At 72.3% G+C, this 26,357-nt stretch carries 22 protein-coding genes and 1 pseudogene; 17 read left to right on the top strand and 6 right to left on the bottom strand.

Going from position 1 to position 26,357, the window contains the following annotated elements; all coding sequences use genetic code 11:
* The 8 genes and pseudogenes from AC08OQ_RS05175 to AC08OQ_RS05210 form a co-directional block, all read left to right on the top strand.
* A partial coding sequence (locus tag AC08OQ_RS05175) for a tetratricopeptide repeat protein (RefSeq protein WP_476599055.1) occupies positions 1-1,909 on the top strand: 1,909 nt, incomplete at its 5' end.
* Entirely contained in the window at positions 1,906-2,649 is a 744-nt protein-coding gene (locus AC08OQ_RS05180; protein WP_476599056.1) for a spheroidene monooxygenase, read from the top strand. The genes AC08OQ_RS05175 and AC08OQ_RS05180, both read left to right, overlap by 4 nt.
* 184 nt (positions 2,650-2,833) lie before the next feature.
* Positions 2,834-5,434, top strand: coding sequence for an FAD-dependent oxidoreductase (locus tag AC08OQ_RS05185; protein ID WP_476605138.1), 2,601 nt, complete (start codon positions 2,834-2,836; stop codon positions 5,432-5,434).
* Between the two features lie 175 nt (positions 5,435-5,609).
* The gene (locus AC08OQ_RS05190; protein WP_476599060.1) at positions 5,610-6,233 is read left to right on the top strand and encodes a GNAT family N-acetyltransferase; all 624 of its coding nucleotides are present in this window, start codon (positions 5,610-5,612) and stop codon (positions 6,231-6,233) included.
* 21 nt (positions 6,234-6,254) lie between these two features.
* The gene (cruF, locus tag AC08OQ_RS05195; protein WP_476611922.1) at positions 6,255-7,004 is read left to right on the top strand and encodes a bisanhydrobacterioruberin hydratase CruF; all 750 of its coding nucleotides are present in this window, start codon (positions 6,255-6,257) and stop codon (positions 7,002-7,004) included.
* Positions 7,001-7,327: pseudogene (locus tag AC08OQ_RS05200) on the top strand (glycosyl transferase); the annotation flags it as partial. The gene cruF and the pseudogene AC08OQ_RS05200, both read left to right, overlap by 4 nt.
* Before the next feature lie 26 nt (positions 7,328-7,353).
* A complete protein-coding gene (locus AC08OQ_RS05205) occupies positions 7,354-8,196 on the top strand; it encodes a glycosyltransferase family 2 protein (protein WP_476599064.1) in 843 nt (280 codons plus the stop codon).
* 138 nt (positions 8,197-8,334) lie between these two features.
* Positions 8,335-9,822 carry a phytoene desaturase family protein gene (locus AC08OQ_RS05210; protein WP_476599066.1) on the top strand — a complete coding sequence of 496 codons (1,488 nt, stop codon included), beginning with the start codon at positions 8,335-8,337 and terminating at the stop codon, positions 9,820-9,822.
* Here the strand turns inward: AC08OQ_RS05210 and AC08OQ_RS05215 are convergent.
* The gene (locus AC08OQ_RS05215) at positions 9,745-10,332 is read right to left on the bottom strand and encodes a CDP-alcohol phosphatidyltransferase family protein (RefSeq protein ID WP_476611923.1); all 588 of its coding nucleotides are present in this window, start codon (positions 10,330-10,332) and stop codon (positions 9,745-9,747) included. The two genes, AC08OQ_RS05210 and AC08OQ_RS05215, sit on opposite strands and share 78 nt — an antisense overlap.
* A gap of 452 nt (positions 10,333-10,784) precedes the next feature.
* On the opposite strand from AC08OQ_RS05215, the gene AC08OQ_RS05220 reads away from it, so the two are divergent.
* On the top strand, positions 10,785-11,033 hold the full coding sequence (locus AC08OQ_RS05220; protein WP_462185985.1) for a hypothetical protein: 249 nt from the start codon (positions 10,785-10,787) through the stop codon (positions 11,031-11,033).
* A 100-nt stretch (positions 11,034-11,133) separates the two neighbouring features.
* Here AC08OQ_RS05220 and metF read toward each other — a convergent pair whose 3' ends face one another.
* Together metF and AC08OQ_RS05230 are read right to left on the bottom strand one after the other, a co-directional pair.
* Positions 11,134-12,030, bottom strand: coding sequence for a methylenetetrahydrofolate reductase [NAD(P)H] (gene metF / locus AC08OQ_RS05225; RefSeq protein WP_462202558.1), 897 nt, complete (start codon positions 12,028-12,030; stop codon positions 11,134-11,136).
* A gap of 136 nt (positions 12,031-12,166) precedes the next feature.
* Positions 12,167-12,961, bottom strand: coding sequence for a DUF4097 family beta strand repeat-containing protein (locus AC08OQ_RS05230; protein ID WP_476599070.1), 795 nt, complete (start codon positions 12,959-12,961; stop codon positions 12,167-12,169).
* Positions 12,962-13,030: 69 nt separating this feature from the next.
* Here AC08OQ_RS05230 and AC08OQ_RS05235 point away from each other — a divergent pair, with 69 nt between their 5' ends.
* The 6 genes from AC08OQ_RS05235 to AC08OQ_RS05260 all read left to right on the top strand — a co-directional run bounded on the left by AC08OQ_RS05235 (position 13,031) and on the right by AC08OQ_RS05260 (position 20,082).
* Positions 13,031-14,125 (top strand): polyprenyl synthetase family protein, encoded by a 1,095-nt coding sequence (locus AC08OQ_RS05235; protein WP_476599072.1) that lies wholly within the window; start codon positions 13,031-13,033, stop codon positions 14,123-14,125.
* A gap of 67 nt (positions 14,126-14,192) precedes the next feature.
* The gene (gene crtI, locus AC08OQ_RS05240; protein ID WP_476599074.1) at positions 14,193-15,704 is read left to right on the top strand and encodes a phytoene desaturase family protein; all 1,512 of its coding nucleotides are present in this window, start codon (positions 14,193-14,195) and stop codon (positions 15,702-15,704) included.
* Between the two features lie 153 nt (positions 15,705-15,857).
* Positions 15,858-16,967, top strand: a complete 1,110-nt coding sequence (locus AC08OQ_RS05245) for an AAA family ATPase (protein WP_476599076.1) — start codon at positions 15,858-15,860, stop codon at positions 16,965-16,967.
* Positions 16,964-17,998, top strand: coding sequence for a DUF58 domain-containing protein (locus AC08OQ_RS05250; protein WP_462185979.1), 1,035 nt, complete (start codon positions 16,964-16,966; stop codon positions 17,996-17,998). Before AC08OQ_RS05245 ends, AC08OQ_RS05250 begins: the two co-directional genes overlap by 4 nt.
* A complete protein-coding gene (locus tag AC08OQ_RS05255; protein WP_462185978.1) occupies positions 17,998-18,957 on the top strand; it encodes a VWA domain-containing protein in 960 nt (319 codons plus the stop codon). The genes AC08OQ_RS05250 and AC08OQ_RS05255 overlap by 1 nt, the downstream gene beginning before the upstream one ends.
* Positions 18,958-19,047: 90 nt before the next feature.
* Positions 19,048-20,082, top strand: a complete 1,035-nt coding sequence (locus AC08OQ_RS05260) for a phytoene/squalene synthase family protein (RefSeq protein WP_476611924.1) — start codon at positions 19,048-19,050, stop codon at positions 20,080-20,082.
* Here the strand turns inward: AC08OQ_RS05260 and serS are convergent.
* Complete coding sequence (serS, locus tag AC08OQ_RS05265) at positions 20,055-21,317, bottom strand: serine--tRNA ligase (protein WP_476599080.1); 1,263 nt, start codon at positions 21,315-21,317, stop codon at positions 20,055-20,057. The two genes, AC08OQ_RS05260 and serS, sit on opposite strands and share 28 nt — an antisense overlap.
* A gap of 237 nt (positions 21,318-21,554) precedes the next feature.
* Between serS and AC08OQ_RS05270 the strand changes: the two genes are divergently transcribed.
* Positions 21,555-22,433, top strand: coding sequence for a peptidylprolyl isomerase (locus tag AC08OQ_RS05270; protein ID WP_476599082.1), 879 nt, complete (start codon positions 21,555-21,557; stop codon positions 22,431-22,433).
* Between the two features lie 8 nt (positions 22,434-22,441).
* Here the strand turns inward: AC08OQ_RS05270 and AC08OQ_RS05275 are convergent, their stop codons facing one another.
* The gene (locus AC08OQ_RS05275) at positions 22,442-24,238 is read right to left on the bottom strand and encodes a DEAD/DEAH box helicase (protein WP_476605232.1); all 1,797 of its coding nucleotides are present in this window, start codon (positions 24,236-24,238) and stop codon (positions 22,442-22,444) included.
* Between the two features lie 172 nt (positions 24,239-24,410).
* Here AC08OQ_RS05275 and AC08OQ_RS05280 point away from each other — a divergent pair, with 172 nt between their 5' ends.
* Positions 24,411-25,919: a helix-turn-helix domain-containing protein gene (locus tag AC08OQ_RS05280; protein ID WP_476605231.1), complete on the top strand. Its 1,509-nt coding sequence runs from the start codon at positions 24,411-24,413 to the stop codon at positions 25,917-25,919.
* Here AC08OQ_RS05280 and cutA read toward each other — a convergent pair.
* Positions 25,912-26,238 carry a divalent-cation tolerance protein CutA gene (gene cutA, locus AC08OQ_RS05285; protein WP_476605234.1) on the bottom strand — a complete coding sequence of 109 codons (327 nt, stop codon included), beginning with the start codon at positions 26,236-26,238 and terminating at the stop codon, positions 25,912-25,914. The genes AC08OQ_RS05280 and cutA overlap by 8 nt on opposite strands.
* Between the last annotated feature and the right edge of the window lie 119 nt (positions 26,239-26,357).

A 26,357-nucleotide genomic window follows, 5' to 3' on the forward strand; every position in this document is an offset into this window, starting at 1 on the left:
CAGCCCCGGCGAGGTGCGCACCCTTACCCCCGTCGCCGAGGACGTGGCGGCGCTCACGACGGGGGCCGTGTTTCGGTTTGAACAGGCAGGCGTCGCCGACCTGGTCGGTCAGCCGCTGGTCTGGTTCGGCGGGGAACGAGGAAACCTCATGAGCCTGATCGACCAGGCCCACGCGGCCGGTCTCGACGAGCCGACCTGGCTGCTCGCCACCGAGGCCGCCGAGTTCTACGCCTTCGCGGCGCACTGGGGCGACTGGGAGCAGAGCCACGTCCTGGGGCTGGCCGCGGCCCGCCGGGCCGGGCACCGCCTCGCCGAGGCGACGCTGCTGACCAACCTCGCCGAGCGCGACGTCACGCTGGCCTTCGAGGACGCCTTCTGGCGACTGGACGCGGACGGCACGGACCCCGACGGTCAACCGGCGGTCGAGGTCTACCGGGCTACGGTCGACCACTTGGCGCTGGCCACGGAGCGCCTCACCCGGGCCCGGGAGATCTTCGCCGACTTCGGCGACGAGCTGGGTGAGGCCCGGACGCTGCGCGGGCTGGCCGACGCCTGCCGCGGTCGGGGGGAGTTCTCCACGGCCCTGGTCCACTTCGAGGCCGGCCTGGAGATGATGCGCCGGGCCGGCGCCCGCAAGGCCGAGGCGGAGACCCTGGTGAACGTCGCCATGGTCCACGGCGACCGCAACGAGCTCACCGACGGCATCAACTGCCTGACGATGAGCCTGTCGATCGCCCGCGAACTCGGCAACCGTCCGCTGGAGGCGCTGGCCCTGCGCCGGCTGGGCGATCTCCACCGTTTCCAGCACCGGTTGGACCGGGCCCTGGCAAGCTACAACGAGAGCCTGCCGCTGCTCGCCGAGCTACCCGACACCCGCTGGGAGCCACGTGTGCTCATCCGCCGGGGTGACATCCTCGCCCAAATGGACGACCATCCAGCGGCGCGGCGATCCTGGCAGCAGGGCATCACGCTCCTGCGTCAGCGGGGCTCCCCCGAACTGCCGGCCGCCGAGGAACGGCTGAGCGCACCGGTCACGGCCGAGCCCACCCAGTTCACCAGCGGGCGGCTGCTCAGCACGTTCGACCCGGCGTACTTCATCGCCCGGATCGCCTCGTCCCGGCGCAGCGTCCGGTTACTCAACACCTGGACGGATCTGGCTACCCCCGAGCACCGGACCGCCTTCGCCGACGCGGTGCTCGCGGCGGTCGACGCCGGAGCGATCATTCAGGTACTCCTACTCGACCCGGACTCCCCGGCCGTGGCCGGACGAGCCGCCGACCTCCTGCGCAGCGTCGACGTACCGGGCATGATCCACCCGAACCTGCTGGTCCTCGAGGCACTGCGAGATCGGCTCGCTCCCGTCCTGCGCCCCCGGCTCGCGGTCCGCCTCTACACCGAACAGCCCCTGACGACGTATCACCGCTGGGGCACCGGGGCGCTGGTCTCGACGTTCCCCGTCGGGTACTCCTCGGCCGCCGCGACCCAGCACGAGGCGGCCATCTCCTCCACCCTGGTCCAGTTCGTCGAACAGCACTTCGAACGGCTCTGGAGTCTGGAAGGGAGCACCGCCTTGGACGACTACCTGCGGGTGCCGCTGCGCGTCTTCCCGTCGGACGCGGCCCATCTCGAGGTACAGGCCGAGTTCGTGCGCCTCGACGGGGCGGTGTACGTCTCCTCCCCCGACCTCGTCGCGCTGCTGGGCCGCGGCGGTCCGGACGGCCTGCTCGCCGAGGTGGCGGGCGACGGTCGGCATGTACTGGCTGGAACCGGGCGGTGCCGGGTGGTACCCCTGCGCGACAACGACAACGACAACGACAACGACGGCGCCGGGGCCGTGGCCACGGCCTTCGCCGACAAGTACGGGGCCGTCCGTGACAGCCTGCTGCGCCTGTCGTCGGTGCGGCGATGAGCACGCTCGTCACCGTCGACTTCTGGCGGGTGCCCCGACGACGGATCGGTTACGCCCTGGCGCGGATGGCCACCGACCGTACCGCCCTGCGGCACACACCGGGACTGACCTTCGCAAAACTGCTGGGCACCGGTTCGGCGAGCAGTTTCACCCTGCGGGACGCCGATCCGTGCCAGTGGGCGATGGTCGCCGTCTGGTCCTCCCCGTCGGCGGCCCGTTCCTTCGAACGATCCGCGTCGGTGCGGGCATGGTCATCACTGGCCGAGGAACGCTGGCGGATCGACCTTCACCCGCTGTCGTCACGTGGGCGGTGGTCACGGCAGGAGCCCTTCGGCAACCCGGCAGCGTCGAACGTTCCGTCTCCCGCGAGCGCCCCCGCGGCGGTCGCGGTGATCACCTGGGCCCGCGTCACCCTGCGGCACACGCTCACCTTCCGCCGAGCGGTGCCGGCAGCGGCGGTCGACCTCGCCGAGGCCGAGGGTCTGATCTTCGCGGCTGGCATCCGGGAGGCGCCGATCGGCTTACAGGGAACGTTCAGCCTCTGGCAGGACGCGGCGTCGCTGCGCAGGTTCGCCTACAGCCGCCCCGCGCACAGCGAGGTCGTCCGGCGCACACCGCTGGTCGGCTGGTACAGCGAGGAACTGTTCGCGCGGTTCGCGGTGCTCGGCTCGCGGGGGACGCTGGGCGGGCGGGATCCTCTCCTGCAGGTCAGCCCCGAGCCGACGTTGACGCCGCGTTGAAGATCCGTCCACGACCCCCGCCGTATCCGGGCGGGGACACGGCCTGCTTTGACGCCCCGTTGAACGGCACCCGCCACCGTGAAGGGGCCGCCCGCACCTTCCTACGCCCCGCACCTTCCTACGAACCAGGTGAAGCAAGCCGCATGTCGATACCCCGCGAGCAGGCACCCCGCGAGCAGGCGCCTTGGACGCAGCCCCCCGCCGTCGGGTTCTGATCGCGACACCAGTGAGCGAACGGGTCGCGCGGCTCGTCACTCGGCACGACGCCGCCCGGCTACGCCCGGAGCTGGCCACCCAGCCGACGGGCCTAGCCGACGCCTTGGTCGAACTGCGGCCGCACACCCTCGTCGTCGGGGTGAACGCGGTGGATGGACCGGCACTCGAACAGTGGGCCACCGCGGTCCGCACGGACCCGGCGGAGGCCGGCCGGGACCGACGCCTGCTGCTGGTCCGCCGGGGCACCTCCCTCGCCGCCGTCGACCTGGCCGCTGCGGCGCGCCACCGGATCGAGGTGTGCAACACCCCCGAGGTCAACGCCCGGCACGTCGCCCGGTTCATCGTCGACCGGCTGTTCGACCCGCTCGGCGACGCATCCGGCGCGGAGCCGGCTGGGGCCGCCACGCGCACCGACCGGCCGGGCGTGCTCGGCCTCGTCGGCGCCGGAAACATCAACAGTCGGGTCGCCCGGGAGGGCGCCGCACGCGGCTGGCATCTGGCCGTACACGCTCCCTCGCTCGCGGCGAAGCCGGCGACGGCCGCGCTCTGGGCGGCGAAGCACCGACTGCCGGTCGACCGGATCCACGTCGCCCGCACCGTCGAGGACGTCTTCGACGCCGCCGATCTGATCAGCATCGCCGCGCCCCTCGTGCACGGCGGGTCCCGGATGTCCGCCGGCATGATCGACATGCGGCACGTCAAGGCGTTCACCGGCCGCCGACTCGTGTCAGTCAGCGAACCGGACGTCTTCACCGACCGGGCGCTGGTCGACGCCTACGACCGCCGTGACCTGGAGGTCGTGATCGACAACGCCCCCCGGTTCCTCGGCCCGGTCCGCGGGCTGCTCGCGGGGCGGATCGCCGAGGACGGCGGGGAGCTGCGGCGCGGGTTCACTCTCTGCTCCGTAGCGATGCACAGTCCCGCCTGCAGCGACGATCTCGATCAGGCGTTCCTCGCGGTGGTCGGGCGGGCCGACCTGGACGACCTCACCGGGCACGACCTCGCCGGGCACGGCCCGAAGGGCGATCGTCATGACCTGGCCGATCGTCGGGGCGATCCGCGGGGCACCGGCCGCGGGGTCGGCGAGGACCCGGCCCCTGACGGTTCCGCCGTCGACAAGCACGACGTGGTGGTCGTCGGCGGCGGGATCGTCGGACTCACGATCGCGCTCGTGCTGCGGCTGCGGGGCCACCCCGTCCGGGTCCTCGACGCCGCGCCGGCCGACCGGGCGGACCCTGCCGCCCAGGGCACGACGTTCGCGGGGACGAACGGCCGGCACCTATCGGCGACCGAGACGCTGCCGCAGGCGGACGCGAGCCGCGTGGGTGTTCTCGACCGCGATCCGACGCACGGCGGCTGGCGGCTGGCGGCTACGGGACCCGGAGTCGCTGTCGGAGCCGGAGAGGGCCTAGGCCAGCGCCTTCGAGCAGTGCGCCGACCATCCCGGGCTGCACGCGGTGGCCCGGGACCTGGTGATCGCCCTGAACCGGCTGGGGTTGCGCGGGTGGGAGCATCTTTTCGCGCTCGCCGACGGCAGGGACGGGCTCGGTACCGGGTGCGGGTTGCGCTGGGACGCCCGCCTCCCGCGGATCTATCTCGGTCCGGGCGACCTCGCCGCGGGCGAGCAGCTGCAGCTGCAGCGGGCCGCGGGGGGCGGGTCGTTCGGTTGTCCCGGGCGGATCTGGTTCGCGGCTGGCCCACGCTAGGCTGCTCGGTCCCGCTGCCCGGCGGCGCCCGGGAGGTGGCCGGGGCGGTCGAGGTGGACGGCTACGCGGTCAACATCCACGATCTGGCCACGGTGCTCATCGACCGGCTGCGGGCCGCGGGCGTCGAGGTGCGCGCCGGCACCCGGGTGGAACGCATCGAGACCGGCATCGACCGGAGCCTCGACGGCAACGGGAACAAGGCCGGGCACGAGACCGGGAGCGGAGCCGGGAACGGAGCCGGGAACGGGGTCCGGTTGCATCTCGCGGACGGCTCGACCCTGCGTACCGGCTGGGCCGTGGTGACCGTGGCCGGCCGCGATCTGCAGCGGCTGCTGGGCGCCGCCTGGCCCGGCGCCGGTGCCGTCGCGCATCTGCTCGGCCTCTCACTGACCCTGCCGAACCCGGGTCTGCGACGGCCGGTGAAGGTCCACGCCGGAGATCCCCTCGGTGTGATCAATGTGACGCTGTCCGCCGATGGTGCCAGGATCCATGTCAGCGGCGGATTCGGGTATCTGGGCACCGCCGTGCGGGCGGTCGCGGACAGCGGCGTCGCCCGCCTACGCGCGGTTTTCGAGCAGGCGGCCGCCGGCCTGTTCCCGACGCTGCGCCGGCCTGACGGCACCGTGGAGATGCTCGACGTCCGCGTCTGCGAGCGCCCGGCGACCCCGGACGGCATCCCCCTTGTCGAGGCCGTGGCAGACCACGGCGGCCGGGTGATCGTGGCGGCAGGGACGAACGCGGGTGGCACCGTGCAGGCCCCGGCGGTGGCCATGCTGGTGGCCGACCTCCTCGCCGGCACGCCGCGCTGCGCCGCACTCGCCATGGCCGGTGATCGGGCGGGTCTCCCACCCATCCGGAGGTAGCACCCTCCACATCAGTGGAATGACGTTACGTAGCAGTAATTCCCATCGCCGAGCAGTGCCGGCGAGCGGCGGGTTATCGTCGAGCGACGTGATGGTGCGCCCCAGCCTCCTGGCTCGCCGGACCCGACTCGTGGGGCCAGGTCGGCGATCCGGGCGCGGACAGGAGGCGACGCCGGTGACCGACGTGGGCGTGAGGGTAGTCCGCTGGTCCCCGAGCCGGATGCGCACCCGGCTCGACGATGTCATCGCGGTCTACAAGGCCGCCTTCCTCGATCATCATGAGCCTGACCCGCCGCGGGCCGCCCGGGACCGGGCCGCCCATGCGCGCCGGCACTTCGAGTGGCGGGACCTTCGCGCCGTGGCGGCCGTCACACCCGACGACGAACTCGTCGGGATCACCTACGCACTGCCCGGCCGGGTCGGCCAGTGGTGGCACGACGTCGTCGCCGACGCGCTCCCGCCGGACTCGGCCGCGTACTGGCTCGACGACTGCCTCGAGATCGTGGAGCTGCACGTCCTGCCCGCCTACCAGGGCCGAGCGATCGGGCGCACCATACTGCGGGAGCTGCTGCGCGGGGCCCCGCAACGCACGGCCGCGCTGTCCGCCCTCGAACCCCCGGGTAGTCCGGCACGCCGGTTGTACGACCATGAGGGATTCGTCCCGTTGTTGTCCGACTTCCAGTTCCCCGGGACCCTCACCCCCTACGCCGTGCTCGGCAAGGAGCTCCACGGACGCTCCCCCGCCTGTCCCGACGGCGCCTCCGCCGAAGGAGCCGACCGGCACGCACCGGTACGATGACCGCCGGCGCGGCTCACCGCGATGCCGTGGATCTTCGCGGCGGCCACCGTGGCGGTGCAGCTCCCCTGTCCGTTGGTCACCGGATCCGCTGGGGCGGCGCTCGCCATCGCCTCGATCGTGCTGTTCTTCGCCTCCTCGGTGAGCCACGCCCTGCTCACCCGTGGCCGAGCGTGGACCGCCGGGTTCCTCGCCGTGACCGTCGGCGGCGGGCTGCTCGTGGAGACCGTGGGCGTGCACACCGGCTGGCCCTTCGGCCGCTACGCCTACGGCTCCGCCCTGGGCACCCGCCTGTACGGCGTCCCGGTCGTGGTGCCGATGGCCTGGGCGATGATGACCTACCCGGCATATGTCCTGGCCCGTCGCCACCACCGCGGCCGGGCGCGCACCGTCGTGCTGGCCGCGCTCGTCCTCGCGGCCTGGGATCTCTTCATCGACCCGCAGATGGTCACCGCGGGGTACTGGCGGTGGCTCGGCGGCGGCCCGGCGCTCAACAGAATCCCGCTCACCAACACCGCCGGATGGGTGGCCGTCGCGATCGCCATGACCGCGGCGTTGACGGCGCTTCCGGACCGGGCCGGGAGCACGGCACGCGACGATCGCGCTCCGCTCGCCCTTCTCCTGTGGGCCTACGTCTCCTCGACGCTGGCGAACCTCACCTTCTTCGACCGTCCCGGTGTAGCCGTGGCCGGCGGGATCGCGATGGGGGCGGCGCTCGTCGCGGCGGCCCGGGCCGGGGACCGCCCGGTCCCGGCGGGCTCCCCACCACGATGACGGCGCCGTGGCGGACGGGGCGCGGGACGAGGCACCGGACGGGACGGACGGTACCGGGATCCCCGGCCCGGTGGCTCGCCGGCCGATGCTGGTCGGGTGCGGTACGGTCCGCCGCGGTGGCGTCCAGCGCCATCGCCGTGCACACGGCGGTGAACGCGCGGCTGCTACGCGTCCCACCGCCGGCCCGGCCGGTACGCGAACGGGTGACGGTCGTGCTACCCGTCCGCGACGAGGCCGGGAGCCTGCCGCGTTGCCTGTCGGCCCTGCTCGGCTCGCAGTGGGTGCCCGACCTCGAGATCCTCGTCTACGACGACGGTTCCACCGACGGCACCGGGGAGATCCTCGCTCGGTGGGCGGCGAGGGACGACCGGATCGTCGCGCTGCGCGGTGCGGCGCCCCCGCCGGCTGGCTCGGCAAACCGCACGCCTGCGCCCGGGCCGCGGCGGCGGCCACGGGCACGGTCCTCGTCTTCGTCGACGCCGACGTCACGGTGGCCCCCGACCGCGTCGCGCGGACCGTTCTCCTCCTGCGGGACGCCGGCCTCGACCTCGTCTCGCCCTACCCACGCCAGGAGGCGGCCGGTGTCGCCGAACGGCTGATCCAACCCCTGCTCCAGTGGTCGTGGCTGGCGCTGCTGCCGCTGCGGCTGGCCGAACGCTCCACCCGGCCATCGCTTTCCGCGGCGGGCGGACAGCTGCTGGCCGTGGACGTGGCGGCCTACCGCCGGGCCGGCGGCCACGAGGGCGTCCGGGACCAGGTCATCGAGGATGTCGCCCTGCTGCGGAGGCTCAAGCGTGCCGGCGGGCGGGGAGTGGTCGCGGACGGCACCGACCTCGCGGTCAATCGGATGTACTCCGGATGGTCACAGCTGCGGGACGGCTACGCGAAGTCGCTGGCCGTCGCCGGTGGAAGCACGCTCGGCAGCGCCGGGCAGATCGGCGTGCTGGCCTGGCTGTTCGTCGTGCCGGCGGTGGCGGCACTGGGTGGCTCGGGCCCGGGCGCGGTCGGGTACCTCGCCGGGGTCGCCGGCCGGGTGCTCGCCGCCCGCCGCACGGGCGGCCGGAGCTGGCCTGACGCCGCCGCTCATCCGGCTTCCGTGAGCCTGTTGGGCTACCTGACGGCGGTGTCGTGGTGGCGTCGTCGGCGGGGTACCGCCCGGTGGAAGGGACGACCGGTTACCCGCTGCCCCTGACCGCTGGTCCACCCTTCCTCACCCCGCCAGAGGCTTCCCTTGTCGTCCTTCCGGCGGCTTCCTTCTCCTTCTCGAGGCTTCGATGCCCGTTTCCTTCCTCGTGGATAACCGGGAAGGAGCAGCTCGTACAGTCGTCGCATGGCCCGTGTTGTGGTGATCGGCGCCGGTGTGGGCGGGCTGGCAGCCGCGGCCCGGCTCGCCGCCACCGGGCATGACGTGACGGTCTGCGAGCAGTCGTCGCGGACCGGAGGCAAGCTCGGCTGGTACGAGCGCGACGGGTTCGGCTTCGACACCGGCCCGTCCCTGCTGACCATGCCCGGCGTGTTCGAGGACCTGTTCACCGCGACCGGCGGGCCGTTGCGCGGTGAGGTGGAGCTGCGTCGACTGGACCCGATCGCGTCCTACCGGTTCGCCGACGGCACGACGCTCGCCGCACATGCCGACGACGACGCGTTCGTGGCCGAACTGGACGATCGGATCGCCCCCGGGTCGGGCGAGGACTGGCGGCGGCTCACCGACCGGGCCTGCCGGGTCTTCGACGCCGCCGAAGGACCGTTCCTGTCCAGTCCCGTGTCGGCGACCGGGCTGGTCCGGCTCGCCTGGTCCTCACCCGGTGACATCGCCGCGATCGCGCCCGGCCGGAGCCTGCGCCGGCTGGGCTTGCGCTACCTGCGTGATCCCCGGCTGCGGATGATCCTGGACCGCTATGCCACCTACTCTGGATCCGATCCCCGGCACGCCCCCGCCGCTCTGGTGTCGGTGGTCCACGCGGAACGGCGCTTCGGGGGCTGGTACGTCGCGGGCGGCCTGCGCCGCCTCGGGGATGCGCTCACCCGCCGCGCCGAGGAACGCGGCGTCCGGATCCTGCTCGACGCGCCGGTGCTGACGGTGACCCGGACCCCCGGCGGGCGGGTCGACGGGGTCCGCCTCGCCGACGGTACCCGGCTGCCCGCGGACGTCGTCGTCGCGAACGCCGACGCGGCGGCGCTCTACGGCCGGCTGGTGAACGATCGGGCCGGCCGCCGGCGGCTGCGGCGGACGGTGCCGTCGATGTCCGGCTTCGTGCTGCTGCTGGCCCTGACGGGTCGCACGCCCGGGCTGGGGCATCACACGGTCACCTTCCCCGCCGACTACGACGCTGAATTCGATGCCGTCTTCGCGGGCCGGCTGGCGGCCGATCCCACCATCTACCTTGCCGCGCCCGCCGACCCGGCCTGCGCGCCGCCGGGCTGCGAGGCGTGGTTCGTCCTGGTGAACGCGCCCCCGCACCGAGGCGCAGGCGGCCACGACGGCGCAGGCACCCTGGACTGGGACCGTCCCGGGCTCGTCGACGGCTACGCCCGGCGCATCCTCGACGTGCTCGCCGCCCGCGGGTTCGACGTCCGCCCCCGGTTACGCTGGTACGAGACCATCACCCCGGCGGATCTGGAACGGCCCACCGGGACGGTGGGCGGATCCATCTACGGTGGATCCTCGAACGGCGTGCGGGCGGCCTTCCTGCGGCCTCCGAACACATCCCGGGTGCCCGGCCTGTTTCTCGTCGGCGGATCAACCCATCCCGGCGGTGGGCTGCCGCTCGTCGTGCTCTCCGCCGGCATCGTCGCCGGCCTCATCGGCCCGGCCTGACCCGGCTGCCAGGGTCGCGTGGACCGTGGCCGTGAGCTGAAAGAAGCCGACGGCGCACACCGCCAGCGTCGCGGTCGTCGCGATACTCGCGGCGAGGTTCGCGAGGCCGGGCACCAGACCCGCTCCGAACGAGCCGACCGCGGCGATGATGATCCGGGCCGGCCGCTCCCCGACGGTCACCACGCCGATCTCGTCGAAGCCGGCGTTGCCGGCCCGGGCCCGGGTGTACTCCAGCAGTCCCAGCATGCTGCCTGCCGCGATCACAAGGCCGCCGGGTGCGCCGAGACACCACAGGGCCAGCAGGTAGGCCAGGTCACCGCAGCGGTCCACGACGGAGTCCAGGACATATCCCCAGGCGCTCGTGCGCCGGGTGAGGATCGCCACCGCTCCGTCGAGGTTGTCGGCCAGGCCACTGAGCACGATCACCAGAGCCCCCAGCAGCGGCCACCGGCCACCAGCCACGGCCGGGGGAATCGCGAGGGCGGTGAGCACGGCCCCCCCGGCGGTCACGCACCCCGCGGGCGGCGAGCGGCCTGACCACCCAGTAGACCACCGTCAACCAGGCACGAACGAGCCATAGCCCGCGCGCCAGGTCGTAGCCGCCGTGCAAGGTCGACCATTGGGCAAGGTAGGTGTCCCGACCGGGTACCGGGGTGCTCACGTCATCCATCGTGCCTGTCGGCCATCGTGCCCGTCGGCCATCCCGTTCCACCCGGTACGGCCAGCGCCGCGTCCGGTACGCCAGGATCCGTCCGGTACGCCGTCTCGCGCTGGGACATGCTGGGACATAGAGTCTCGTCATCCCCTACCGCGAGCCGTACCGGCACCCTGCGTCCGGCCGGCGACCGAAACCGAAGGCGCCGATCGGTCACCGGACCGGCCCGAGGTCGGGAGACGCGGTGTCGGAGGAACAGCGGTGTCACGAGAGAACAGCGGTGCCACCCAGACGTGGCGGGAGTGACGTGTCCGAACAGGTAGGCGGCGTGGTGGAGACCCTTGAGGACCTCGACCCGCGGGCGGTCTTCTCCGCCCATCGCGACCAGGTGATCCTTGCGGTACGGATCACCCCGGTCTTCAACACCCTTGATCTCAGCCTGGTGACGGCGGTGGTGGACGCCGCCAACCAGGCCGGGTTCGCGCTGGTCCGGGAGCATTCGCTCCGCGACGAATGGCTGCTGTGCGTCTTCGACGCCTACGACGAGCACGACTGAGTGCCGGCCCGGCGGCATGAGCGTGGGTGGGCCGGGCGAGCGGCCCACCATGCGCCACCGGGCCACTCCGCGGACCGGCCACTCCGCGGACCGCGGCCGGTTACCGGACCGCCTGGTAGATCTCCCGAGTGGCGCTGGAGCGGTTGAGGGTGATGAAATGCAGGCCCGGGGCACCGCCGTCCAGCAAGCGACGGGACAACTCGGTCGCCACCTCGACCCCGATCGCCCGCACGGCCGCCGGGTCGTCGGCGACGGCCTGCAACCGGGAGGCCAGCGCCGGCGGGAAGGCCGCACCGGACAGCTGCGCCATCCGGACGATCTGCGCGACGTTCGTCACCGGCATGATTCCAGGAATGATCGGCTTGTCGCAGCCCAGCCGGCGGACCCGGTCGACGAGACGGAAATAGTCGTCAGCGCCGAAGAAGAACTGAGTGATGGCGTAGTCCGCGCCGGCGTCGAATTTGCCCACCAGGTAGCGCGCGTCGCTGTCGAAGTCGACCGATCGTGGATGCTTGTCGGGGAAGGCGGCTACGCCGACGCAGAAGTCGCCGACCGACCTCACCAGGCGTACGAGTTCGTCCGCGTACTGCAGGCCCGCGGGATGGGCGGTCCAGGTGCCCTGCGGATCCCCTGGCGGGTCGCCGCGCAGGGCCAGGACGTTGCGCACCCCGACGCCGGCGTAGTTGCCGATGACCCGGCGCAGCTCGGCGACGGAGTGGTTGACCGCAGTGAGATGGGCGATCGGCGTGAGGGTGGTCTCGGTGGCGATCCGCTCGGTCACCCGGATCGTGCCGTCGCGCGTCGACCCGCCCGCCCCGTACGTCACCGAGACGAACGAGGGATGCAGCGCCTCGATCTGGCGCAGGGCCGTCCACAACTGCCGCTCGCCGTCCGGCGTCTTCGGCGGGAAGAACTCGAAGGAGAAGGAGGCACGACCGGTGGCGAGGTACTCGCCCATCGTCGTGGGTTGCGTGCTCAGACTCCGGACCGCCGCCATGGCACGAGGGTAGACCGGGCGTGGCCACGATCGAGGACGGACCCCCGGTCGGAAACACAACCGATCAGGCCCCGACAGCGGGCAGCAACATTTTCCCGGCGTGATCCCACGAATCCCCAGCGTGATCCCACGAGGGTCATGATCCGTCGAGTCCACCAACATGGGTGGGCAACCCGGCTGGAACGGGCTCGTTGGGCGGGACCAGCTGGGACAGCCCACATAGACGGCAGACAGACAAAAGACGTCCGATGGACAAGGGTCCCAGCGGCGCGGCGAGACCGACCCGCACCCGCCCGGACACGCTGCGCGCCACCACTTGGCGTGCCGCGTGCGCCGACGGGGTCAGCTCCACGTCGGCCGCCCCGGGATCAGCGGTCTCCACCTCCACCCCGTACTCGCCCTCGGGCAGCATGACGGTGACCATGCCCGTCTCACTCTGCGCCCGCACGCCGTCCGGCGGCTCGCTGAAGTGCAGGCTGACGTCGCCGTCCCGGCTGCGCGCGGCGACCGGACCGCGCGCGAGCTCCCGCCCGGCGATGGTGCCATCGCGGGTGACCAGGGACAGTTCACCGCCGACCCCCCACAGCGTGATTTCGCCGGCGAGCACCTCAGCCCGCACCCGGACCCGTGGCGGCACGGTCAGCCTGGCCCGCACATCGCTGGCCCGGCCGTCGATCCGCAGCGTGGTCCCGGCCCTCGTGATCGCGGGCACGGACCGGCCGGGACTGCGCCGCACGGTCAGCGCGACGTGCACGTCCTCGCGGTCCCGCCCGGAGATCTCGACGCGGCCGGCGGCCACCAGGACCTCCACGGCGTCGATACCGTCGACAGTGTGAGTCAGCTCCGCGGGTGGCAGCCGCAACAGGGTCAATCCGCCCAGTGCGGCGGCAACCAGCAGAACGGCGACCACGACGACGGCAGTGTCGAACACGGGCACACCGCACGGTACCCCGGGCGCCCGCCGATCCCCGGCCACACGATGGTCCCGGACCACACGACGGTGCCAGACCACACGACGGTGGATGTGCGCCGGCGGGTCTCCGCCGTGTTGCGGCGCTTCACCGGTTCGCGCGGAGCGCTCCTGTGCGGAATCGACGACGATCTGATCCCGTTCGTCCGCATCGCCACCGAATTCCTGCTGGCGGAGGGCAAGCGGTTGCGTTCCGCCTTCTGCTACTGGGGGTGGCGAGGGGCGGACGGCCCGGACTGCGACAAGATCGTGACCGCCGCCGCCCTCGAGCTGCTGCACGCCTGCGCGCTGGTCCACGACGACGTCATGGACGCCTCCGACACGCGGCGCGGCCGGCCGGCCGCGCACCGGCGCTTCTCCCGGGTCCACCGGACCGCCGGCTGGCGGGGTGATCCCGCCGACTTCGGCCGCTCGGCCGCGATCCTGCTCGGCGATCTGTTCCTGGCCTGGGCCGACGAACTGCTCGCGGCCAGCGGGATGCCACCCGAGGCGCTGGCCCGGGCCTGGCCCACCTACGGGCGGATGCGCAGCGAGCTGATGGCGGGGCAGTACCTCGACCTCGTCGGCCAGGCCGAGGCCGGTCCGCACGGCGGCCTCGGTCCCGGGCGGGCGGTCCGCATCGCCCGGTACAAGACCGCCGGTTACACGGTGGTCCGTCCCCTGCAGCTCGGCGGTCTGCTCGCAGGCGCGCCGCCGGACCTGTTGGCGGCCTACGCGGCGTTCGGCCTGCCGCTCGGCGAGGCGTTCCAACTCCGCGACGACCTCCTGGGCGTGTTCGGCGATCCGGCGGTGACGGGAAAACCCACCGGGGAGGATCTGCGTGACGGGCGGCCCACCGGCCTGCTGGCGCTCGCGCTGACCCGCGCGCAGCCGGCCGCGGCGGCCCGGCTGCGCGCTCTGGTCTCCCCGCCGGTCCGGCGCGCCGAGAACCCCGCGGCTCGCGCCGCCCGGGTCACCGAGGCCCACGACATCATCGCCGCGAGCGGAGCGGTGGCCGCCGCTGAGGAACGGATCGCCGCCCGGACCGCCACAGCGGTCGAGGCGGCGCGGCGGGCGGATCTGGACGTCACGACCCTCGCCGCCCTGACGGAACTCGCCATGGCGGCGACTTCGCGCTCACATTGAGCAACTGACCACCTCGGTTAACCGCACCATCGACCAGGAAGACCATCGACCAGGAAGCAGGTGGCAGGTGCGCACGGTGACCGGAGCGACGGATCACGTCGTCATCGTCGGGGCCGGTCTCGCCGGTCTGTCGGTCGCGCTGCGCCTGGTCGGCGCCGGCCGGCAGGTGACGGTGCTCGAGCGGGAGGCGACCCCCGGCGGTCGGGCCGGCCTGCTCGCACTGGGCGACTATCGTTTCGACACCGGACCGACCGTCCTGACCATGCCCGAGCTGATTGCCGACGCCCTGGACTGTGTCGGGGAGGATCTCGACCGCTGGCTGTCGCTGACCCGGCTCGACCCGATGTACCGGGGGTTCTTCGCCGACGGTTCGTCGCTGGACATCCGCGCCGACCCCGCCGACACCGCACAGGAGATCCGGGCGTTGTGCGGCCCGGCGGAGGCGGCCGGCTTCGAGCGGTTCGTCGGCGTCGTCACCGCGATGTTCCGCACCCAGCTGCGCCACTTCATCGACGCGCAGGTCGACTCCCCGCTGTCGTTGCTGCGCCCGCAGCTCGCCCGGCTGGCCGCCCTCGGCGGCTTCCGCCGGCTCGACACCGTCGTCGGCCGCCATCTGCGGGACCCGCGGACCCGGCGGATGTTCTCCTTCCAGGCGATGTACGCCGGGCTCGCCCCGCACGACGCGCTGGCCCTCTACGCCGTCATCTCCTACATGGACTGCGTCGCCGGGGTCTACCACCCGACCGGCGGCATGCACGCCGTTGCCGAGGCGCTGGCCGGCGCCGCGGCCAAGCACGGTGCCACCCTGCGCTACGAGACCACGGTGACGCGGGTGGAGGTGCGGGGCGGCCGGGCGGTCGCGGTGCACACCGCGGCGGGGGAGCGCATCGGCGCCGACGTGGTGGTGCTCAACCCCGACCTGCCGATCGCCTACACCGAACTGCTGCCTCCCTCGACGGCGCCGGCCCGTCTGCGCCGCCTGCGGTACTCGCCCTCGTGCTTCCTCCTGCTGGCCGGGGGGCGCGTAGAGTACCCGCACACCGCGCATCACACCATCCACTTCGGCCGGGCCTGGCGGTCGACCTTCCGCGAGATCATCGATCGCGGCGAGCTGATGAGCGACCCGTCCTTCCTCGTCACCACCCCCTCACGCACCGAACCCGCGATGGCCTCGGCCGGCGGCCACACGTACTACGTGCTCTTCCCCACACCCAACCTCACCGCCCCGCTCGACTGGTCGGTGCTGCACTCGCGCTACCGCGACGAGGTGGTCGCCACCTGCGAACGCCACGGCTACCGAGGCTTCGGCGACGCCATCGAGGTGGAGCAGGTCACCACGCCCGCCGACTGGCGGGCCCGCGGGATGGCGGCGGGCGCCCCGTTCGCGGCGGCCCACACCTTTCGCCAGACCGGCCCGTTCCGCCCCTCGAACCTGGCCCCGGGCCTCGCGAACGTCGTGTTCGCCGGCAGCGGCACCCGGCCCGGCGTCGGGGTCCCGATGGTCCTCATCTCCGGCCGGCTGGCCGCGGAGCGGATCCTCGGCGCTGACCGGGGCTACCGTTCCCGCGCCCTGCGCTGACCCGGGACGCACCCCGGCAGCCTGGCACCCCAGTGCCCCGGACATTTCCCAGCGCCGAGAAGTTGCTGAAGAGCGGCTTAGAAGAGGCATCCGGCCAGGCCGTGCCGAGTCCTTTGGCACCCTGTTCCACGATGCGGCTGGGACAATGCTGCCATGGACGAGGGGCACAGCCCGGCCGGCCTCGCCGTACCGGACACCACGTCGGACGCGGCGCTGCTCGAACGCGCCCTGTTCGAGATCAAAAAAGTGATCGTCGGACAGGACCGGATGGTCGAACGCATGCTCGTCGCCCTGCTCGCCCGGGGCCACTGTCTGCTGGAGGGCGTGCCCGGAGTCGCGAAGACGCTGGCCGTGCAGACCCTCGCGACCGTCGTCGGCGGTTCGTTCGTCCGCATCCAGTTCACCAACGACCTCGTGCCCTCCGACATCGTCGGTGCCCGCATCTACCGGGCGAGCCAGGAGACGTTCGACGTCGAGCTCGGCCCGGTCTTCGCGAACTTCGTGCTCGCCGACGAGATCAACCGGGCACCCGCGAAGGTGCAGTCGGCGCTGCTGGAGGTGATGTCGGAGAAGCAGGTCTCGCTCGGCGGGGTCACCCACCGGCTTCCCGAGCCGTTCCTGGTACTGGCCACCCAGAACCCGATCGAATCCGAGGGCGTCTACCCGCTACCGGAGGCGCAGCGGGACCGGTTCCTGATGAAGGTCAACGTCCCCTACCCGAACCCGGCGGAGGAGCTCGAGATCGTCCGGCGGATGGGCACCTCGCCACCGGTCCCCGAGCGGGTCCTGACCCCGGAGGCGCTGACCCGGCTGCAGACCCGGACCGACGAGGTGTTCGTCCATCACGCCATCATCGAGTTCGCCGTCCGGCTGGTGCTCGCCACCCGGTCCCCCGGCGAGGCGGGCCTACCCGAGCTCGAGGGCCACCTGGCCTACGGAGCCTCGCCGCGCGCCTCGCTCGGACTGGTCGCGGCGGCCCGCGCGCTCGGCCTGCTGCGCGGGCGCGACTACGTCGTACCCGACGACGTCGCCGCGGTCGCCCTGGACGTCCTGCCCCACCGCCTGGTGCTCTCGTACGAGGCGCTGGCCGAGGGGCTGACCGCGGACGCGATCGCCGCCCGGATCCTGGGCGTGGTTCCGCAGCCTCAGGTGGCGCCCCGCCAGCAGGGCCCCTCCTACCCCGCCGGTCCGCAGGCCGGCGGGTGGGGGACGAACCCGCGTTCGGGCTTCCCGGAATACCTCGACCAAGGTGCGCCCGGATGACGGACCCCGCGGGCCGGCTCCGGGCCGGCTCCATGTCGGCGACCGATCCGGCGGTGGAGCGGACCCTGCGCCGGCTCGAACTGACCGTGCTCCGCCGTCTCGACGGCATGCTCCTCGGCGATCATCTCGGGCTGCTGCCCGGTCAGGGCAGCGAGAAGGCCGAGAGCCGCGAGTACGCCGTCGGTGACGATGTGCGCCGGATGGACTGGGCCGTCACGGCCCGGACCACCGTCCCCCACGTCCACGATCTCATCGCCGACCGGGAGCTCGAGACCTGGGCGCTGGTGGACCTCACCGCCAGCACCGAGTTCGGCACCGGTACCTGGCAGAAGCGTGATCTGGCGATTGCCGCCACGGCCGCGGTCGGCTTCCTGACCGCCCGCACCGGCAACCGGATGGGCGCGATCGCGCTGACCCAGGCCGGTCCACGGGCGATCCCAGCCCGTCCCGGCCGGGACGGGCTGCGGGCGCTGCTGCACACGCTCATCACCGCGCCTCGCGGCGCGCACGACCGGCCCCGCCGCCGGCCCGACCCGGCGGCGGCCACCAACCTCGCCGCGGCGGTGGAGGACCTGCTGCACCCGCCGCGGCGCCGCGGGCTCGCAGTCGTCGTCTCCGACTTCCTGTCCACCGACCTGCGCTGGGAACGGCCGCTGCGGGTGCTCGCGGCGCGGCATCAGGTGCTCGCCATCGAGATCGTCGACCCGCTCGAGCTGACCCTGCCGCCGGTCGGGCTGCTGCCCGTCGTGGACGCCGAGACGGGGGCGTTCGTCGAGGTCCCGACGTCGTCGCGGCGGTTGCGGGAACGTTACGCCGCGGCCGCCGTCGCCCACCGCAGCGCGGTCTCGCTGGCGTTGCGCCGGGTCGGCGCCGACCATCTGGTCCTGCGCACCGACTCGGACTGGCTGGTCGACATCGTCCGGTTCGCCTCGGCGAACCGGCGCGGCCGGGGCGCCGGCCGCCGCCCGCCCGTGGGTCGGGCCAACCAGAGTGGCACGGCGGCGCCCGCCACCAGTCGGGCAGGCACCTGATGAGCTTCCTGGCCGGGCACTGGCTGTGGCTGTACCTGGGGGTCGGCGCATTGCTGATCGCCTATGTCCTGGTCTCGGCGCGGCGGCGGGTGTATGCCGCCCGGCTGTCGTCGGCGTCGCTGCTGTCCTCGGTGCTTCCCCGCCGACCGCAGTGGTGGCGCCGTCACGTCCCGGCGGCGCTGCTGCTGCTCACCCTCGCCGGGTTGGTGTTCTCCCTGTCGCGACCGGCGCGGGCCGAGCGGGTTCCCCGGGAACGCGCGACGATCATCCTGGCGATCGACGTCTCCAACTCGATGGCGGCGACGGACATCGCCCCGACCCGGCTGGCGGCCGCCAAGCAGGGCGCCTCGGCATTCGTCGACCAGCTCCCTCCCCGTATCAACCTCGGGCTGGTCTCGTTCGCCGGCAGCGCGACGGTCCTGGTGCCCGCGTCCGCCGATCGCGAGTCGGTCCGCGCCGGCATCAGCGGCCTGCAGCTCGGTCCCGCGACCGCCGTCGGCGAAGGGATCTTCGCCTCGCTCCAGGCGATCACCACCGCCGGCAAACGGTTCTCCGACGCGGGGCAGAGCGCGCCTCCGGCCGCCATCGTGCTGCTCTCCGACGGGGAGACCACCCGTGGGCGGCCGAACAACCAGGCGATCGAGACGGCACGGCAAGCCCGTATCCCGGTGGACACCATCGCCTACGGCACCGCCGACGGAACGCTCGACGTCGGCGGTCAGGAGGTGCCGGTGCCGGTCAACGAGCAGGCGCTCCGTGACATCGCGGAGCAGACCGGCGGCTCGTACCATCGGGCCACCTCCGGCGACGAACTGCGTTCGGTCTACCGGGGGCTCGGTAGCTCGATCGGGTACCGGACCGAATACCGGGAGGTCACCACCTGGTTCCTCGGGCTGTCCCTGGGGCTGGGATTCGCCGCGGCGGCGACGTCCCTGGCGTTCGCGTCCCGGCTTCCGTGAAGGGATCGACGCCGACGAGGGGGGTCGACCGGACGTCCCGGGGCAGGTCGGCCCCGATCGGACGGGAGCCGTCGATATTCGCCTCGCTGGGTGGCTACGCTGACTAACGTGGGTCAGCTCGACGCGGCCGGAATCATCGATCCTCGACTACGTTCCTCCTACGCGCGGGCCCGGGCGCTCAATGCCGCCCACGGCCGCACGTACTACCTGGCCACCCTGCTGCTGCCAGGGTGGAAGCGGCCCCACGTCCACGCGCTGTACGGCTTCGCCCGCTACGCGGACGAGATCGTCGACGATCTCGACTCCACGCTGACCGAGGCCGAGCGGGCGCGCTGGCTGCACGAGTGGGGCGGCCGGTTCCTCGCGGCGCTGCGGGCGGGGACACCCGCCGTCGACGCCGACGCTGAGATCGTCGGCGCCGAGATCGTCGGCGCCGGGAGGGACCGGCACCGCGCGGAGGTCTCGGTGCTGCCTGCGGTGGTCGACACCATTCACCGCTTCAAGCTCGATCCGGACCATTTCGCGGCGTTCCTGGCCTCGATGGCGATGGACCTCACCGTGACGGAGTACGCGACCTGGGACGAGCTGACCGTCTACATGCACGGATCGGCCGCGGTGATCGGCCTGCAGATGGTGCCGATCCTCGAGCCGGTGGACGACAGCGCCCTGCCCTATGCCCGCGACCTGGGGATGGCCTTCCAGCTCGCCAACTTCATCCGCGACGTCGGCGAGGATCTGCGGCGCGGCCGCGTCTATCTGCCCCGGACCTCGCTGGACCTGTTCGGGGTCACCCGGGAGCAGCTGGCCGCCGGCATCGTCGACGGGCCGGTCCGCCGGCTGCTGGCCTTCGAGATCAGCCGGGCGCGGGAGCTGTTCCGCGCCGCCGAGCCCGGCATCCGCCTGCTGCACCCAACCTCACGCGACTGCCTGCGGACGGCATTCGTCCTCTACCGGGGCATCCTCGACGAGGTCGAGCGCGCCGACTACCGGGTGCTCGAACGCCGCGTGTCAGTCGGGCTCCCGCGCCGGCTGGCGGTCGCCGGGCCCGCCCTGGTCCGGGCCGCCCGGGCGCGTCGCGGCCACGGCCACGGGATGCCTCAGATCAGCTCACGGCCCCCCAGGTAGGGCCGCAGCGCCTCGGGAACGCGCACCTCGCCGTCGGCGGTCTGGAAGTTCTCCAGCAACGCCGCCAGCAGCCGTGGGGTCGCCACGGCGGTGTTGTTGAGCGTGTGCGCGAAACGCACGGTGCCGTCGGTGTCGCGGTAGCGCAGGTTCGCCCGGCGCGCCTGCCAGTCGTGCAGCGTCGAGCAGCTGTGCGTCTCGCGGAATCGGCCGAGCGAGGGGAACCAGGTGTTGATGTCGTTCATCCGGAACTTGCCGACGCCCATGTCCCCGGTGGCGCATTCGACGACCTCGTAACACAGTCCGAGGTCGGACAGGATCCGCTCGGCGGTGGCCAGCAACTCGGCATGCCAGCGGGCCGACTCGGCCTCGTCGGCGGCGCACAGCACGAACTGTTCGACCTTCTCGAACTGGTGGACGCGCAGCAGACCGCGGACGTCCCGGCTGGCGCTGCCGATCTCCCGGCGAAAGCACGGCGAGATGCCGGCGTAGCGGATCGGCAGGCGGCCCACATCGAGAATCTCCCCGGCATGCAGGCCGACAAGGGCCACCTCGGCAGTCCCCGCCAGGTAAAGCCCGTCAGCGGGGATCGCGTAGATCTCCTCGCGGGCCTTGGGTAGCATCCCGGTGCCGACGAGCGGCTCCTCCCGGACCAGGGCGGGCACCGACACAGGGATGAAGCCCAGCCCGCGCAGCAGGTCGAGCGCATAGGAATGCACCGCGCGCTCCAGCATGACCATGTCACCGACGAGGGCGTACGCCCGCTCCCCCGCGACCCGCCGGGCCCGGGCGAACTCCGCCCACCCTCGTTTCTCGGCCAGTGCCGTGTGGTCGAGCGGGGTGAAGTCGAACTCCGGCGGCTCGCCGACGGTCCGCAACACCACGTTGGCCGACTCATCGGCTCCCACCGGCGCACCCGGCCACGGGATGCCCGGCACCAGCAGCATCAGCTCGGACAGCCGGGCCCCGGTCCGGGCCAGCTGCTCGCGCAGGTCCTTCAGCTGGCGGTCGAACGCCTCGTGCTCGGCCCGCAGCTCGGCCCGCCGGGCCGCGTCGGCCCCGGCGAACTGCTTCGCGAAGCTCTTGCGCCGAGCCTGCGCCTCGTCCACCTCGAACTGCAGTTTGCGATTGTCCCGGTCGAGCTGTAGCAGTTCATCGACATCCAGATCAATGCCTTTGGCCGCGACCGCGTCTTTCACGGCCTGCGGATTCTCCCGGATAAAGCGCTTATTGAGCATAGAATCGCGTCAGCCTCTGATCGGTACCGCATTGTGCTTTGCGGTAACGCTACCAGCCGTCCGGCCCGCTCACCGGTCCGCTCCCGGCCCGGTAGGCACCCGCCCCGGCAGGCACCATGCGGGGCGATCCGCCGCTCACCGGTTACGGTGCACAGACCACGCCAGAACCAGACCGCACCAGAACCAGACCATGCCAGAAGCAGCAGACCACATCAGAAGCGAGGGAGGCCGGCGACGGTGGCCAGTTCGAGGGAGCGACGTCAACGCGAGCTCGCCGAGGCCCGGGCGGCCCGACAGACGGAGCGGCGCCGGCTCGCCCATCGCCGCCGTCAGCAGCGGCTCGCGGTCGTCTCCGGATTCATCGCGATCGTCGTCGCGGCGTCGACGATCGCCGCGATCCTGCTCACCGGCAAGGACGACCACCCCGACGTGGCCGCCGCCGGTGTCACGACCACACCCACCGCGACCGCACCCACCGCGACCGAGCCAACACAATCGGCCGCCCCCCGGCAGACCAGCAGGGTCGGGCAGTGCACCTACACCTCCAACGGGGAGACCCCGGCCCGCGGCGCCACCCTGCCGGCGGCCGCGGCCACCGTCGACACGTCCCCGGCGACAATGGTGATCACCACCGGCGCCGGCACCATCACGGCCGCCTTGGACGCTCAGAAGGCACCATGCACGGTGCACGCCCTGCGCACGCTCGCCGGCGCCAGGTACTTCGACGGCACCGCGTGCCACCGCCAGACCGGAGGCGCCGACGCGGGCATCTCGGTCCTGCAGTGCGGCGACCCCACCGGCACCGGCAACGGCAGCCCGGGGTACGGGTACGCCAACGAGAACACCCAGGGCGTGACCTACGACCGAGGCGTGCTGGCGATGGCGCACAGCCAACTGCCGGACAGCAACGGCAGTCAGTTCTTCATCAACTACCAGAACCCGACCCCGCAGGGCGCGGCGGCGCTCGCCGGCAATTACACCGTCTTCGGGAAGATCACCAAGGGACTCGACGTGCTCGACAAGCTCACCGGGCCCGGCGTCGAGGGCGGCGGCTCCGACGGTGCCCCGGCGAGCAAGCCGAAGATTCTTTCGATCACGATCGCCCAGGGCGGCTGACCCGCCGGTCAACCGGCCCAGCGGCGGATGGTGTCGATGCGGGCCTGGAGCTGCGCAGCGGTGGCCTGGCCGCTCGGCGGGCCGCCACAGGTCCGGCGCAGCTCGGCGTGGATCATCCCATGGGGCTTGCCCGTGCGGTGGAAGTGTGCGCCGACAAGCCGGTTCAGCTCCTTGCGCAGCTCGCCGATCACCTCGTGCACGGGCCGGGTAGCCGCCTCGGCCGCCGGCTGCACGCCCTCGCGGGCCGGCGGGACGGCCGGGACCGAATCGTCGGCACGGGCGGCGGCACGGCGCGTGGCGGCCTGCTGGGCAGCCTCCCGCTGGCGCAGCAGGACCGCGACCTGATCGGGCTCCAGCAGGCCCGGCAGGCCCAGAAAGTCCTCCTCCTCGATGGACCCGGGGGCCGCCGGGGTGCCGAACTCGCCGCCATCGAAGATCACTCGGTCGAGATGGGCCGAGGATCCCAACGCCGTGAACAAGGTGTCCGGCTTGTCGGGGGTGTCTTTGCGCCGGTTGGCGTCCCGCAGCGCGTCGTCGTCAAAGGCGTCCGGATCGCGCGGGGACTTCTCCAGAGCGTGGTCCCGCTGGACCTCCATCTCGCCGGCTAGCGCCAGCAGGGACGGCACGCTCGGGAGGAAGACCGACGCCGTCTCCCCGTGACCGCGGCCCCGAACGAACCGCCCGACGGCCTGGGCAAAGAACAGCGGGGTCGACGCCGAGGTCGCATAGACCCCGACCGCGAGGCGGGGCACGTCCACGCCCTCACTGACCATCCGTACCGCCACCATCCACCGGTCGGCCGACCGGCGAAAGTCGGCGATCTTGGTCGACGCGGTCGGGTCGTCGGAGAGGATCAGCACGGGCGAGGTGCCGGTGATCCGGGTGAGCAGCACGGCGTAGGCGCGCGCGGCCGCGTGATCCGTGGCGATGACCAGCCCGCCCGCGTCGGGCATGCCGCCGGCCCGCACCTGGGACAGCCGGGTGTCGGCGGAGGCGAGCACCGCCGGCATCCAGTCCCCGCCCGGATCGAGCGCGGTGCGCCACGCGGCGGCGGTCTGCTCGTTGGTGAGCGGCTCCCCGAGCCGGGCGCTCAGTTCCGCGCCGGCACTGGTCCGCCAGGTCATCTCACCCGAGTAGGCAAGGAAGAGCACCGGGCGGACGACCCCGTCGCGCAGCGCCTCGGCATAGCCGTAGGAGGAGTCCGCGATGCTGCGCATCACCCCGTCGGGGCCCGGCAGGTAGGTGACGAAAGGGATCGGGTTGACGTCGGAGCGGAACGGAGTACCAGTCAGCGCGAGGCGCCGCGCGGCCGGGGTGAATGCCTCCCGGATCGCCTCACCCCATGACAGCGCGTCACCGGCGTGATGGATCTCGTCCAGGACAATCAGAGTGCGGCGCGCGGCGGTCCGGGCGCGGTGCAGGGTCGGATGCGCCGCCACCTGGGCGTAGGTCACGGCGACACCGGTGTAGTCGGAGGATGTCACCCCGGCCGAGTTGCGGAAGTCCGGATCGAGGTCGATACCAACCTCCGCCGCGGCCACGGCCCACTGGCGTTTGAGGTGCTCGGTGGGCGCGACGACGGTGATCCGACTGATCTCGCCGGCAGTGAGAAGGTCGGCGGCCACCTGCAGGGCGAAGGTTGTCTTCCCGGCCCCCGGGGTGGCGACCGCCATGAAGTCCCGGGCGCCCGACGACGACCGTGACCGGTGGGTCTCCAGGGCCGCACGCTGCCACGCGCGCAGCGGTCGGGCTGGGGGAACGGGACGTCGTGGACGAGGGCTTCGGTCGAGGGGGCCGGCTCTCACGCCATCACACTCTAGAAGGCGACACTCGGCGAAGACGCTGGCGGTCGCAGGCGCGTCGGAATGACCACACTTTTGCCGTAGATGGTCCCGAAGGGACCACGCCCGAGCATGACCGTCTTATCTCACAGAGGGTTAAGCTCCTGGAGTCAACCGATTGACTTCGGAGGCTCCGATGCAGCTCACGACCGGTCCTTCGGCAGTTCTCCGCGCACCGGTGGCCTCCGCGCCAGCACCTGAGGTATCCGGTGGCGGCAGGATGCCCGCCACCCGCACACCCAACATCCGGCTGCGGCTGAGCCGGGAGGAACGGGGCTGGTCGCAGGAACGGCTCGCCACCGAGATCCGTCGGTTCTCCGTCATCCACGAGGGTCGCGAGGCCGGGGTGACCGGCAACATGATCTGCAAGTGGGAGAAGGGCGACAAGAAACCGAGCCTGCGTTATCAGCGGTTGTTGCGGGCGCTATTCGGCCGGTCGTCGGCGGAGCTCGGTTTCGTGGACGACGAAGCGATTCCCGCCGCCACCGGAGCACCGCTGGGCGGAACCAGTCAGGGTACGGCCGTCGCCGCGTCGATGAACCTTGAACAGGCGGCCTGCGAGACGGGCGCCGCGGGCACACTCGTGCTTCACCCCGGCGCCGACATGATCGACACGAACGGTATGCCCGTGGAACGTCGGGACTTTCTCCGGCTCTTCGCCGCGGCGGGCAGCGTCGCCGTCGTGCCCATGAACGGCGTCACGGACACCCCGCCCTGGGAGCGCCTCTCGGCGGCGCTGCGCCGCCGCAGCACGGTGACCCCGGAGCTCGCCGACGAGCTGGGCCAGCTCACCGCGGGGCTGTACGGCCTGGAGGAGCGCGTTCCCGCCCGGATCCTGATACAGCGGGTCACCGGGCATCTGAGCAGGCTCAGTCAGCTGCTGGAGACCATGAGCCGGTCCCCGGTGCGCCGTGAGCTGACCTCCACCGCCGGGGAGACGGCGGCGCTCGCCGGATGGCTCTCGTTCGACATGAACGACCTGCCCGCGGCCGTCGCCTACTACCGGGTGGCCATCGAGGCCGCCCGCGAGGCCGACGACAACGCCCTGTGGGCCTGCGTGCTCGGTTACGAGAGCTACCAGACCGCCAGCCGTGGCCGCCACGACCAGGCCTGCGCGCTGCTCGGTGAGGCCCAGCGACGGGCCGCCACGGGCAGCACGGTGATGACCAGGGCCTGGCTGGCTGCCCGGGAGGCTGAGGAGCAGGCCGCCCGCGGCGAGGGCCGGGCGGCGCTGGCCGCCCTCGACCGTGCCCAGGATGCCTTCGACCGGGGTGAGAGCAACGGGGACCGGGTCTGGACGCAGTTCTTCGACCGGGGCCGGCTCGATGGCCTGAAGGTCACCACCTACACGCGGCTACGGCGACCCGCCGCGGCCTACGCCGCGGCCACCGAGGCACTGCGGGCGGCCGCTCCCGGTGCGACGAAGAAGCGGTCGTTACTGATGAGCGACATCGCGGAGGTGCACATCCAGCGGCGGGAGATCGAGGCGGCCTGCCACTTCGCGGCCGAGTCCCTCGCGATCGTGGCCCAGACGGACTTCTCGCTGGGCCTGGCCCGTATCCGCCGCGCCCGGGAGCACCTGCGGCCCTGGCAGCACACCCAGGCCGTGCGCGGGTTCGACGAGCAGCTGCGGGCACTCACCTGACGGTGGGTGCCGTCTCGGCGCTGATCCAGCCCAGATAGTCGGCATGGCCGGCGACGATCGGCGTCGCAATGATCTCGGGATTTTCGTAGGGGTGGAGGACCACGAGCCGCTCATGTAGCTCGTCGAATCGTTCGGTGGTCGTTTTCGCCAGACAGAGCCATTCCTCGGCCTGCTCGATCTGGCCCTTCCAGCGGTAGGTGCTGCTCATCGGCCCGATCACCTGGAAACAGGCGACCAGACGCGCCTCCACCAGGAGCCTGCCGATACGGTCAGCGCTTTCCCAGGAGTCGATACTCATGATGACCTGAAGGTAACCCACGCGCACTCCCATCTCTAAAACGATGGATACGCAAGATACCCTACATCGATCAGTGGCGGTAGCCGTTGAATTTACGGTGTCCGGTAGGATCGTCCGTATTCTCCGCGCCCCATGCCGGG

The organism is Frankia sp. CcCS3 (genome assembly GCF_977927575.1).